This is a genomic window from Streptomyces sp. NBC_01803, from assembly GCF_035917415.1.
Taxonomy (GTDB): domain Bacteria; phylum Actinomycetota; class Actinomycetes; order Streptomycetales; family Streptomycetaceae; genus Streptomyces.
Map to the genome: position 1 here is coordinate 4,928,556 of NZ_CP109073.1, position 12,690 is coordinate 4,941,245.

Below are 12,690 nucleotides of genomic sequence, written 5' to 3' on the forward strand. Positions count from 1 at the left end.
CTTCTCGTCACGACCGCGGCGAGGACCTCGGTAGCGGCGAGTGCGGCTGCGTCTCCCGCGTCTGACGCCGTGGCCGTGGCCGTGGCCGTGACAGTGGCCGTGACACAGCGAAGGAACCCGGGCCTTGGATTCGATCGTACGAGCCGGGCACGGTAGCGTCGGGCACACCATGGAGATCCTTGCCTCAATCCCCAGTCCCAGCGAGAGCGAGATCCAGCTCGGACCGCTCCCGCTGCGCGGCTACGCGCTGTGCATCATCATCGGTGTCTTCCTCGCCATCTGGCTCGGCGGCCGTCGCTGGGTGCGGCGCGGCGGGCAGCCGGGGACCGTCGCCGACATCGCCGTGTGGGCCGTGCCGTTCGGGCTGGTCGGCGCGCGCGTCTACCACGTGGTCACCGACTACCAGCTCTATTTCGGCGAGGGCCGCGACTGGGTCGACTCGTTCAAGATCTGGGACGGCGGTATCGGCATCTGGGGCGCGGTCGCGGGCGGCGCGCTGGGCGCGTGGATCGCGTGCCGACGGCGGGGCATCGCGCTTCCGCCGATGGCGGACGCGGTCGCGCCGGGCATCGCGTTCGCGCAGGCGATCGGGCGCTGGGGGAACTGGTTCAACCAGGAGCTCTACGGCAAGTCCACCGATCTGCCCTGGGCCGTGGAGATCGACAACGGCCTCCACAACGGCACCTTCCACCCGACCTTTCTGTACGAGTCGCTGTGGTGCCTGGGCGTCGGTCTGCTGGTGCTGTGGGCCGACCGGAGGTTCCGGCTGGGACACGGCCGGGCGTTCGCGCTGTATGTCGCGGCCTACACGGTCGGCCGCGCGTGGATCGAGTACCTGCGGATCGACGAGGCGCACGAGTTCTTCGGGCTCCGGCTGAATGACTGGACGGCGCTGGTCGTCTTCGTCGGCGCCGTGCTCTACCTGGTGATCTCCGCGAAGCGCCGCCCCGGCCGCGAGGAGTCGGTGGAACCGGCCCCGGCCGACGAGGGCGATGGCTCCTCCGCCCCGGCGGCGGCGGAGAAGAGTGACGGCGACAACGCCACCGACGCGGAGTCCAAGAGCTCCCACGCGGCCCTGGCGAGCACCGAAACGGCGGTGGCCGACGCCGGCCCGGCGGCGGCCGTAGCCGCGGCGGGCGACGGCGACGGCGTGCCCACCCCCACTGACGCGAACACCGACACGGAGGCGGGTGCGGCCTCCGCCGATGCCGCCGACGCCGAGGCGGCTGCCACGCATGCTGACCCGGATGCGGCGGAGGCTGTGGGCGCCGATCTTGAGACGGTGGTGGCTGACGCGGGTGCGGCGGAGGCCGCCTCGGTCGGCGCTGACGCCGCGGAGGGTGAGGTGGCGCCCGCGAACGTTTCCGGGGTCGCGGAGACGGCGGAGGCTGTGGGCGCTGATCTTGGGACGGTGGACGCGGACGCGGTCGTGGATGTGGCGGAGGGCGTTGCGGTCGATTCCGTGGTGGCCGGTGGTGATGCCGCTGTCCCGGTGGTGGCTGACGCGGGTGCGGCGGAGGCCGCCTCGGTCGGCGCTGACGCCGCGGAGGGTGAGGTGGCGCCCGCGAACGTTTCCGGGGTCGCGGAGACGGCGGAGGCTGTGGGCGCTGATCTTGGGACGGTGGACGCGGACGCGGTCGTGGATGTGGCGGAGGGCGTTGCGGTCGATCCCGTGGTGACCGGTGGTGATGCCGCTGTCCCGGTGGTGGCTGACGCGGGTGCGGCGGAGGCCGCCTCGGCCGGCGCTGACGCCGCGGAGACCGACGTGGCGCCCGGGAACACGGCGGAGGGCGTTGCCGTCGATCCCGAGGCGGCTGACGCCGACACGGCCCAGGCCGCCGAGGCGGATCCGGCGGGAGCCGTGGTCGCCGCCCCCGCGCCCAAGGGCTTCTGGGGTCGGCGCAAGGCGAAAGCCGCAGGTCAGCGGGGTTAGTACGGCCTGCCTTGCTAGCAGCCGGGCGGAATGGGTGCCACTCTGGCGAGCGTTCAACGATCGATAGACGCTCGGAGAGAAGGGCCCGCACCGCCATGACCGCAGAGGCGCATCACAGTCATCGGGACGTCAACGGAGGCTGGCTGCGGCCCGCCGTGTTCGGTGCGATGGATGGGCTCGTCTCCAACCTCGGCCTGATCAGCGGTGTCGCCGGCAGCTCCGCGTCCTCGCATACCATCGCGGTCGCCGGGATGGCCGGGCTCGCCGCCGGGGCGTTCTCCATGGCGGCCGGTGAGTACACCTCCGTCGCCTCCCAGCGCGAGCTGGTCCTCGCCGAGATCGACATCGAGCGCCGTGAGCTGCGGCGGCATCCCGACGACGAGTTGGCCGAGCTCACCGACGTCTACGTCGGGCGCGGCGTCGAGCCGGCCCTCGCTCGCGAGGTCGCGCGGCAGCTCTCCGCCGACCCGGAGCAGGCACTGGAGATTCACACCCGCGAGGAGCTGGGTGTCGACCCCGGCGATCTGCCGTCGCCCACCGTGGCCGCCGTCTCCTCCTTCGGTTCGTTCGCCATCGGGGCCGTCCTGCCCCTCCTGCCCTATCTCCTCGGGGCCTCCGACCTGTGGCCCGCCGCCGTGCTGGCGCTGCTCGGGCTCTTCGGCTGCGGCGCGGTGGTGGCGCGCGTCACGGCCAGGCCGTGGTGGTTCAGCGGCCTCCGGCAGCTCGTGCTCGGGGCCGCGGCGGCGGGTGTGACCTACGTCATCGGTTCCGTCTTCGGTACCGCGCTCGGCTGAGACACCGCATAGCGCTGTCCCGGCCTGGGAATACGAGGGGCAACCCGGGCGCTATCACTTCCACACGAGCTTTGTTTCCTGTGGGTTTCATTTGATTGAACCCGGGGGATGTGCCCTCTGGCCCGCGAGCATCGGCGCCCGCGCCGGGTCCAGAGGTATGGGCGGGCATATCCGCCATCTCCGGCACGGTCTCGCGGGCCCAGGGCACCCCAAAGTCCGCATCGCGGACAGTGGTATCCGCTTCCCGGGATCCGGGTCATCGTGTAACCTGCACGAAAATTTAACGCACCAGGGCCAGCGTCGTCCCTCGGACAGCACACCACCAAGACGACGACGGGAGAGCCGATGCGTTCTGCGTCCCACCCGGTAAAGCAGGGGATGTACGACCCGCGCCATGAGCACGACGCTTGTGGTGTCGGTTTTGTCGCGACTCTCACCGGAGAAGCCAGCCGCGAGCTGGTCGACCAGGCGCTCACCGTGCTCCGGAACCTCGAACACCGGGGCGCCACCGGCGCGGACCCGGACACCGGGGACGGCGCGGGCATCCTCATGCAGGTGCCCGACGCCTTCCTCCGCGCGAGCGTCGCCTTCGACCTCCCCGCCGCCGGCGCCTACGCCGTCGGCCTCGCCTTCCTGCCCACCGCCGCCGACGAGGCCGCCGCGGCCGTCGCCGCGGTCGACGCCATCGCCGCGGCGGAGGGGCTGACCGTCCTGGGCTGGCGCGATGTGCCGGTCACGCCCGAGCTGCTCGGTGCCGCCGCCCGCGAGACGATGCCGTGCTTCCGTCAGCTCTTCGTCGCCGACGCCCGTGGCGAGAAGACCGGTCTCGAGCTGGACCGCGTCGTCTTCGTGCTGCGCAAGCGCGCCGAGCGCGAGGCCGGGATCTACTTTCCGTCCCTCTCTTCCCGCACCGTCGTCTACAAGGGCATGCTCACCACCGGGCAGCTGGAGCCGTTCTTCCCGGATCTGTCCGACCGGCGCATGGCCACGGCGATCGCCCTCGTCCACTCGCGGTTCTCCACGAACACCTTCCCGAGCTGGCCGCTGGCCCACCCGTACCGTTTCGTCGCCCACAACGGCGAGATCAACACCGTCCAGGGCAACCGCAACTGGATGCGCGCCCGCGAGTCGCAGCTCGCCAGCGACCTGTTCGCCCCAGTCGGTCAGCAGGACGGCGACGCCGCGGCCATGGAGCGGCTGTTCCCGATCTGTACGCCCGAGGCGTCCGACTCCGCCACCTTCGACGAGGTGCTGGAGCTGCTGCACCTCGGCGGCCGTCCGCTGCCGCACGCCGTGCTGATGATGGTCCCCGAGGCGTGGGAGAACCACGAGTCGATGGACCCGGCCCGGCGCGCGTTCTACCAGTTCCACTCCACGATCATGGAGCCCTGGGACGGTCCCGCCTGCGTCACCTTCACCGACGGTGTCCAGGTCGGCGCGGTGCTCGACCGCAACGGTCTGCGCCCCGGCCGGTACTGGGTCACCGACGACGGTCTCGTCGTGCTCTCCTCCGAGGTCGGCGTCCTGGACATCGAGCCGTCGCGCGTCGTGCGCAAGGGCCGTCTCCAGCCGGGCCGGATGTTCCTGGTGGACACGGCCGAGCACCGCATCATCGAGGACGCCGAGATCAAGGACCGGCTGGCCGCCGAGCACCCGTACGCGGAGTGGCTGGAAGCCGGCCTGATCGAGCTGGCCGACCTGCCCGAGCGCGAGCACGTCACGCACACCCACGCCTCGGTCACCCGCCGCCAGCAGACCTTCGGCTACACCGAGGAGGAGCTGCGCATCCTCCTCGCCCCGATGGCGCAGAACGGCGCCGAGCCGATCGGCTCGATGGGCACCGACACGCCCATCGCCGCGCTCTCCGACCGGCCACGGCTGATCTTCGACTACTTCACGCAGCTCTTCGCGCAGGTCACGAACCCGCCGCTGGACGCCATCAGGGAAGAGCTGGTCACCTCCCTGCTGTCCTCGCTCGGCCCCCAGGGGAACCTGCTGGAGCCCACCGCGGCCTCCTGTCGCAGCGTGTCCCTGCCGTTCCCGGTCCTGGACAACGACGAGCTGGCCAAGCTCATCCACATCAACGCCGACGGCGACCTGCCCGGCTTCGCCGCCGTCACCCTCTCCGGTCTCTACCGGGTCACGGGCGGCGCGCTGGCCCTGGCCGACCGGCTCACCGCGATCTGCGCGGAGGCCGACGCCGCCATCGCGGACGGCGCCCGCCTGATCGTGCTCTCCGACCGGCACTCGGACGCCGAGCACGCGCCCATCCCGTCCCTGCTGCTGACCTCGGCGGTCCACCACCACCTGATCCGCACCAAGCAGCGGACCCAGGTCGGGCTGCTGATCGAGGCCGGTGACGTGCGCGAGGTGCACCACGTCGCGCTGCTGATCGGCTACGGCGCCGCCGCCGTCAACCCGTACCTGGCCATAGAGTCCGTGGAGGACCTGGTCACGCGCGGCACCTTCCTGCCCGGCATCGACGCCGAGACGGCCATGCGCAACCTGATCAAGGCGCTGGGCAAGGGCGTGCTGAAGGTGATGTCCAAGATGGGCATCTCGACCGTCGCCTCCTACCGGGGCGCGCAGGTCTTCGAGGCCGTCGGCCTGGACGAGTCGTTCGTCGACACCTACTTCCACGGCACCACGACCAAGATCGGTGGCGTCGGCCTGGACGTCGTCGCCACGGAGGTCGCGGCCCGGCACGCCAAGGCGTACCCGGTCACCGGCGTCACCCCGGCCCATCGGGACCTGGAGATCGGCGGCGAGTACCAGTGGCGGCGCGAGGGCGAGCCGCACCTGTTCGACCCGGACACCGTCTTCCGGCTCCAGCACTCGACGCGCGAGCGCCGGTACGACATCTTCCGCCAGTACACGCGGCGGGTGAACGAGCAGTCGGAGCGGCTGATGACGCTGCGCGGCCTGTTCCAGCTGAAGGACGGCGAGCGCCCGCCCGTGCCGCTGGACGAGGTCGAGCCGGTCAGCGAGATCGTCAAGCGGTTCTCGACCGGCGCGATGAGCTATGGCTCCATCTCGCAGGAGGCGCACGAGACGCTGGCCATCGCCATGAACCGGATCGGGGCCAAGTCGAACACGGGTGAGGGCGGCGAGGACTCCGACCGCCTCAACGACCCGCGCCGGCGCAGCGCGATCAAGCAGGTCGCCTCCGGCCGCTTCGGCGTGACCAGCGAGTATCTGGTGAACGCCGACGACATCCAGATCAAGATGGCCCAGGGCGCCAAGCCCGGCGAGGGCGGCCAGCTCCCGGGGCACAAGGTGTACCCGTGGGTGGCGAAGACCCGGCACTCGACGCCCGGCGTCGGCCTCATCTCCCCGCCCCCGCACCACGACATCTACTCGATCGAGGACCTGGCCCAGCTCATCCACGATCTGAAGAACGCCAACCCGTCGGCCCGCGTCCACGTGAAGCTGGTCTCCGAGGTCGGCGTGGGCACCGTCGCCGCCGGCGTCTCCAAGGCGCACGCCGACGTGGTGCTGATCTCCGGGCACGACGGCGGAACGGGCGCCTCGCCGCTGACCTCGCTGAAGCACGCGGGCGGTCCCTGGGAGCTGGGCCTCGCCGAGACGCAGCAGACGCTGCTGCTCAACGGGCTGCGCGACCGGATCGTCGTGCAGACCGACGGCCAGCTCAAGACCGGGCGCGACGTGGTCATCGCGGCACTGCTCGGCGCCGAGGAGTTCGGCTTCGCGACCGCGCCGCTGGTCGTGTCGGGCTGCGTCCTGATGCGGGTGTGTCACCTGGACACCTGTCCGGTCGGCATCGCCACCCAGAACCCGGTGCTGCGTGAACGTTTCACCGGCAAGCCCGAGTTCGTGGTGAACTTCTTCCAGTTCATCGCGGAGGAGGTCCGCGAGCTGCTGGCCGAGCTGGGCTTCCGCACGCTGGAGGAGGCCGTCGGCCGCGCCGAGCTGCTGGATGTCACGCGGGCCGTGGACCACTGGAAGGCGCGGGGCCTGGACCTGGCGCCGCTGTTCTACGTGCCTGAGCTGTCCGAGGACGCCCCCCGGCACCGGACCACCGAGCAGGACCACGGTCTGGCCAAGGCGCTGGACAACGAGCTGATCCGGCTGTCGGCCGACGCGCTGTCCGCCGCCCGCGCGGAGGACGCTCAGCCGGTCCGCGCCCAGATCGCCGTCCGCAACATCAACCGCACGGTCGGCACCATGCTCGGCCACGAGGTGACCAAGAAGTTCGGCGGCGCCGGACTGCCGGACGACACGATCGACATCACCTTCACCGGCTCGGCGGGGCAGTCGTTCGGCGCGTTCGTGCCGCGCGGCGTCACGCTGCGGCTGGAGGGCGACGCCAACGACTACGTCGGCAAGGGCCTGTCGGGCGGCCGGCTGATCGTCCGGCCGGACCGGGACGCCGACCACCTGCCGGAGTTCTCGACCATCGCGGGCAACACCATCGCCTATGGCGCGACCAGTGGCGAGATCTTCCTGCGCGGCCGGGTCGGCGAGCGGTTCTGCGTGCGGAACTCCGGCGCGACCGTGATCTCCGAGGGCGTCGGCGACCACGGCTGTGAGTACATGACCGGCGGCCGGGCCGTCGTCCTGGGCACGACCGGGCGCAACTTCGCGGCCGGCATGTCCGGCGGCGTCGCGTTCGTCGTCGACCTCGACCCGGCGAACGTCAACACCGAGTTCGTCCGGATAGAGGAGCTGGACGCGGCCGACCGCGAGTGGCTGCACGAGGTGGTCCGCCGGCACGCCGAGGAGACGGGCTCCACCGTCGCCGCGAAGCTGCTGAAGGAGTGGGACACGGCCCTCGGCCGCTTCAGCAAGATCATGCCCGCCACGTACAAGGCCGTGCTCGCCGCCAAGGATGCCGCCGAGCGGGCGGGACTCTCCGAGTCCGAGACCCACGAGAAGATGATGGAGGCGGCGACCCATGGCTGATCCGAAGGGCTTTCTCACCACTCAGCGCGAGGGCGCCAGGAGCCGCCCCGTCGGCGAGCGGGTCAGGGACTGGAACGAGGTGTACGTTCCCGGCTCGCTGCTGCCGATCATCAGCAAGCAGGCCGGGCGCTGTATGGACTGCGGCATCCCGTTCTGTCACAACGGCTGTCCGCTGGGGAACCTGATCCCCGAGTGGAACGACTTCGCCTACCGGGGCGACTGGCAGGCGGCCAGCGAGCGGCTGCACGCCACGAACAACTTCCCGGAGTTCACCGGGCGGTTGTGCCCGGCGCCGTGCGAGTCGGCCTGTGTGCTGGGCATCAACCAGCCCGCGGTGACCATCAAGAACGTCGAGGTCACGATCATCGACAAGGCGTGGGAGGCCGGTTCGGTCACCCCGCAGCCGCCGGAGCGCCTGTCCGGCAAGACGGTGGCCGTCATCGGCTCGGGTCCGGCCGGGCTGGCCGCCGCCCAGCAGCTCACCCGGGCCGGTCACACGGTCGCGGTGTACGAGCGGGCCGACCGGATCGGCGGGCTGCTGCGGTACGGCATCCCTGAGTTCAAGATGGAGAAGCGGCACGTCAACCGCCGCATCGAGCAGATGCGCGCGGAGGGCACCAAGTTCCGCACCGGCGTGGAGGTCGGCCGGGACACCGACGCGGCGAAGCTGCGCAAGCGGTACGACGCGGTGGTGATCGCCGCCGGTGCCACCACCGCGCGCGACCTGCCCGTGCCCGGCCGTGAACTGACCGGCGTCTACCAGGCGATGGAGTTCCTGCCGCTGGCCAACAAGGTGCAGGAGGGCGACTTCATCACCTCGCCCGTCTCCGCCGAGGGCAAGCACGTGGTCGTCATCGGCGGCGGCGACACCGGCGCCGACTGCGTGGGCACCGCGCACCGGCAGGGCGCGGCCTCGGTCACGCAGCTGGAGATCATGCCCCGGCCCGGCGAGGACCGGCCGGGCCACCAGCCCTGGCCGATGTTCCCCATGACGTACAAGGTCACCTCGGCCCACGAGGAGGGCGGCGAGCGGGTCTACTCCGTCTCCACCACCCACTTCGAGGGCGACGAGGACGGCAACGTGCAGTGGCTGCACCTGGTCGAGGTCGAGTTCGTGGACGGCAAGCTGACCCAGAAGCCGGGCACCGAGCGGCGCGTCCCGGCCCAGCTGGTCACGCTGGCCATGGGCTTCACCGGCACCGACCGCGAGAACGGCCTGGTCGAGCAGTTCGGCCTGGCGCTGGACGAGCGCGGCAACATCGCGCGCGACGCCGAGTACGCCACCAACGTGGACGGCGTCTTCGTGGCCGGCGACGCGGGGCGTGGCCAGTCGCTCATCGTCTGGGCCATCGCGGAGGGCCGCGCGGCGGCGCGCGGCGTGGACCGTTACCTGACCGGTCAGAGCACCCTGCCGTACCCGGTCCGGCCGACCGACCGCGCGCTCGCGGTCTGATCCGGGCCCTCGCCGCCCGGTTCCACCAGACCGTCCGCACAGCGTCGTGCGGACACCCGTGAACGCGGCGCCCGTCCCCATCTCCGACCGGGGGCAGGCGTCGCGTTCGCGTTCGCACCCGCTCTGTGCCGCCAATGGTCCAGCCCACAAACGGTGCCGTTCCGTGATGTGACGATCTGGTCCGTGCGAAGTCCGCGCTGTCACAATCGACGCTCAGCCGGCTCGATCATCTGCGGACCTCACAGACGGGACTGGTCATGCGGCAATCCCCCACCTCCAGGAGACGGTTCCCCCACGCGCGGACGCGGCGGCTGATCGCTGGCGCGGCCGTGCTCTCCCTCGGCGCGCTGACGGCTTGTGGCGACGACGGGGACAGCGGCGACAGCGCCAGCCTCGAAGTCTGGATCATGGAGGGCACCAACCCCGACGCCGGGCCGTACATCGAGGAGTTGGAGGCGGCGTTCACCGAGCGGACGGGTGCCCGTCTCGACGTGCAGTTCATCCAGTGGGCCGACGCCCACGACCGGTTCACCACCGCCATCGCCGGCGGCGAGCTGCCGGACGTCGCGGAGATCGGCACCACCTGGGCACCGGAGTTCGGCGCGGCGGGCGCGCTGACCGACCTCGCGGCGAACATCGAGGCCGACGGCCTCGGCGACGACCTGGTGCCGGGCCTGTACGAGGCGGGCACGGTCGACGGGGCGGTCTACGGCATGCCGTGGTACGCCGGGGTTCGTTCCCTGATGTACCGCGCGGATGTCTTCGCCGAGCACAACCTCCAACCGCCCACCATTTGGGACGAGTTACGCGAGGTGGGGCTGCGGCTGAGGGAGCTGGAGCCGGACATGATCCCGTTCCCGGTCATCGGCGGCAGTGAGTACGGCGTGGACCCGTTCGTCTGGGGCGCCGGCGGCGAGCTGGCCGAGCGGACCGGGGACGGCGAGTGGCGCTCGACGATCAATTCGCCGGAGGCCGTCGAGGGCATCGAGTTCTACACCTCGCTCGCCACCGAGGACGACCTGTCGGTCGCCGCGGCCGAAACATGGCTGGAAACTGACCAGTTGGAAAGCTTTCAGAACGGTGACGCCGCGATGGTCATCAACGGCAACTGGACGGTGAACACCCTGCTCGCCGACGACCCGGCCTGGGCCGACCGGGTGGGCATCGTGCCGATCCCCGGCCGGGAGAGCGGCTACAGCCCCTCGTTCGTCGGCGGCTCCCTGCTCGGCGAGTTCAACAGTGACGAGCCCGAACTCGCCTGGGAGCTCATCACGATGATGAGCACCGGCGAGTTCGGCGCCGCGTGGGCCGACCAGTCCGGGTACTTCCCCGGGCAGCAGTCGCTGCTGGAACAGGTCCTGGCGGAGGACGACCCGCTGGTCGCGCCCTTCGCGGAGCAGATGCTGGAGGCCGGCGCCAGCCTTCCGGTGACCGAGCTGTACGGCGAGGTGCAGGGGGAGCAGATCGTGCAGCGGATGCTCCAGTCCATCCTCTCCGGCGACCAGTCCGTGCGGGAGGCGGCCGACGAGGCCGCGGCGGCCATGGACGAGACCTTTGGCGGCTGACACCGCGGTGACGAAGGCCCGTGCCGCCCGCCGCGCGGCATGGGCCGGGGCCCTGCGCCCCTGGCTCCTGCTGGCCCCCGCCCTGGCCGTGCTGGCGGTGCTGCTGCTCTGGCCGCTGGCGCGGGTGGTGATGCTGTCCTTCCAGGACTACGGGCTGCGGGAGATGAACACCGGCGAGACCCATTACACAGGTCTCGACAACTACCGGGAGATTCTGGGCGACTCCTTCCTGTGGACGAAGGTCCTGCCCAACACCGTCCTGTTCGCCGGCGCCTGCGTCGTTCTCACCCTCGTCGTGGGCACGTTGGTCGCCCTGCTGCTGCAACGCCTGGGCCGCACCTGGCGGATCATCTGCTCCAGCGTGATCATGATGGCCTGGGCCATGCCCGCCGTGACCGGCACCTACGTGTGGATCTGGATCTTCGACCCGCTCGACGGCGTGGTCTCCGGCGGCCTCGACGGCGCGGGCCTGATCGAGCCGCGCGAGACCAACTGGTTCACCGACCGCTGGTCGTTCTACGCCATCGCGACGCTGAACGTGGTCCACCACGGCTTCCCGTTCGTCGCCATCACCGTCTACGCGGCGCTGCTCACCATCCCCAGGGAGCTGCCGGAGGCCGCCCTGATGGACGGCGCCGACGCCTGGCAGCGGTTCTGGCGGATCACGGCGCCGATGATCAGGCCGGTCTTCCTGGTGGTCACGATCCTCTCGACCATCTGGGACTTCAAGGTCTTCGCGCAGGTCTACCTGATGCCCGGCGGCGCCGGCTCCAACCCGGACGTCCTCAACCTCGGCGTCTGGTCGTACGTCCAGTCCTTCAGCCGGAACGAGTACGGCATGGGCTCGGCCATCGCCGTCCTGCTCACCCTCCTGCTGCTCGCCATCACGGTCGTCTACGTCAAGGTGCTGTCGAGGGAGGGGGAGGAGCTGTGAACCGCACTTCCACGGCGGGGCGGATCGGGCTGGGGATCGCCGTGGCGGCCCTGCTGGCGTTCACGCTCTTCCCCATCTACTGGATGGTGACCTCCGCCTTCGATCCGGAGGCCGATCACCGGGGTTCGGAGGTGCTGCCCTCCGGGTTCACGCTCGACCACTTCCGGTACGTCCTGGACACCGGGGAGTTCAGCCGCTATCTCGCCAACTCGGCGCTGGTCGGCGTCGGTACGGTCCTGCTGTCGGGGCTGCTGGCGCTGTTCGCGGCGACGGCCGTGGCCCGTTTCCGGTTCCGGCTGCGCACGCAGATGCTGGTGATGATCCTGGTCGTGCAGATGGTGCCGCTGGAGGCGCTGGTCATCCCGCTCTTCCTCCAGATGCGGAACCTGGAGCTGCTCAACAGCCTGCTCGGCCTGACCATCGTCTACCTGGCCTTCTCGCTCCCCTTCGCGATCTGGACGCTGCGTGGCTTCGTCGCGGCCGTGCCCAGGGAGATCGAGGAGGCCGCCTATCTCGACGGCTGCGGCTGGTGGCGGATGTTCCGCGTGATCCTGCTGCCGCTGGTGGCTCCCGGCCTGGTCGCCACCAGCATCTTCGCGTTCATCGTGGCCTGGAACGAGTTCGTCTTCGCCTTCGTCTTCATGCAGGACGACAGCACGTACACGGCGGCGGTGGGCCTGCACCGCTTCTTCGGCGAGTACAGCACGGACTGGGGCGCGGTGATGGCCGGCTCGACGCTGATCACGCTGCCGGTCCTGGTCTTCTTCATCCTGGTCCAGCGCCGCCTGGCGGGCGGCCTGGCGGCGGGCGCGATCCGCTGACACGTCGGCCCCGGATCCGCACAGATGCTTTGCGATCCGAAAGTGCGACGTTCACACCCGTCTGCGACGGTCGTTCCACGATCATCGGTGGGTGCCGTTCGGCGGCATGGGAAGAGGCGGCGCGACGGGACTCGTCGCGCGCACCGTCTACTCCGGCGTCCCGCCGCGCGCGGAGTACGGGATCAGCGACCTGGGCCCCGGCCTGTCCCCGGTCTTCGCCTCGCTCGTGGCGCGGTCCCGGCCCCCCTCCACCAGGTGACGGCGGCT

At 70.8% G+C, this 12,690-nt stretch carries 7 protein-coding genes and 1 pseudogene; all 8 read left to right on the forward strand.

All coding sequences use genetic code 11. The features are described from left to right. Nucleotides 1–169: 169 nt before the first annotated feature. Nucleotides 170–989, forward strand: a pseudogene (lgt, locus tag OIE51_RS22440) (prolipoprotein diacylglyceryl transferase); the annotation flags it as partial. Between the two features lie 1,039 nt (nt 990–2,028). Further along, nucleotides 2,029–2,727 carry a VIT1/CCC1 transporter family protein gene (locus OIE51_RS22445; RefSeq protein WP_326599567.1) on the forward strand — a complete coding sequence of 233 codons (699 nt, stop codon included), beginning with the start codon at nt 2,029–2,031 and terminating at the stop codon, nt 2,725–2,727. Nucleotides 2,728–3,072: 345 nt separating this feature from the next. Next, nucleotides 3,073–7,650 carry a glutamate synthase large subunit gene (gene gltB, locus OIE51_RS22450; protein ID WP_326599568.1) on the forward strand — a complete coding sequence of 1,526 codons (4,578 nt, stop codon included), beginning with the start codon at nt 3,073–3,075 and terminating at the stop codon, nt 7,648–7,650. Beyond that, entirely contained in the window at nt 7,643–9,103 is a 1,461-nt protein-coding gene (locus OIE51_RS22455; RefSeq protein WP_326599570.1) for a glutamate synthase subunit beta, read from the forward strand. Before gltB ends, OIE51_RS22455 begins: the two co-directional genes overlap by 8 nt. A gap of 257 nt (nt 9,104–9,360) precedes the next feature. Then, nucleotides 9,361–10,668: a sugar ABC transporter substrate-binding protein gene (locus OIE51_RS22460; protein WP_326599571.1), complete on the forward strand. Its 1,308-nt coding sequence runs from the start codon at nt 9,361–9,363 to the stop codon at nt 10,666–10,668. Beyond that, on the forward strand, nt 10,658–11,602 hold the full coding sequence (locus tag OIE51_RS22465) for a carbohydrate ABC transporter permease (protein ID WP_326599572.1): 945 nt from the start codon (nt 10,658–10,660) through the stop codon (nt 11,600–11,602). Before OIE51_RS22460 ends, OIE51_RS22465 begins: the two co-directional genes overlap by 11 nt. Further along, complete coding sequence (locus OIE51_RS22470) at nt 11,599–12,423, forward strand: carbohydrate ABC transporter permease (protein ID WP_326599574.1); 825 nt, start codon at nt 11,599–11,601, stop codon at nt 12,421–12,423. Before OIE51_RS22465 ends, OIE51_RS22470 begins: the two co-directional genes overlap by 4 nt. A gap of 91 nt (nt 12,424–12,514) precedes the next feature. After that, nucleotides 12,515–12,682 carry a winged helix-turn-helix transcriptional regulator gene (locus OIE51_RS22475; protein WP_326599575.1) on the forward strand — a complete coding sequence of 56 codons (168 nt, stop codon included), beginning with the start codon at nt 12,515–12,517 and terminating at the stop codon, nt 12,680–12,682. Nucleotides 12,683–12,690: the final 8 nt, after the last annotated feature.

What these genes read in the sequence shown, in the direction of transcription:
- OIE51_RS22460 (WP_326599571.1), top strand. Translation starts at nt 9,361, where the DNA reads ATGCGGCAATCCCCCACCTCCAGGAGACGGTTCCCCCACGCGCGGACG.
- OIE51_RS22445 (WP_326599567.1), top strand. Translation starts at nt 2,029, where the DNA reads ATGACCGCAGAGGCGCATCACAGTCATCGGGACGTCAACGGAGGCTGG.
- OIE51_RS22455 (WP_326599570.1), top strand. Translation starts at nt 7,643, where the DNA reads ATGGCTGATCCGAAGGGCTTTCTCACCACTCAGCGCGAGGGCGCCAGG.
- gltB (WP_326599568.1), top strand. Translation starts at nt 3,073, where the DNA reads ATGCGTTCTGCGTCCCACCCGGTAAAGCAGGGGATGTACGACCCGCGC.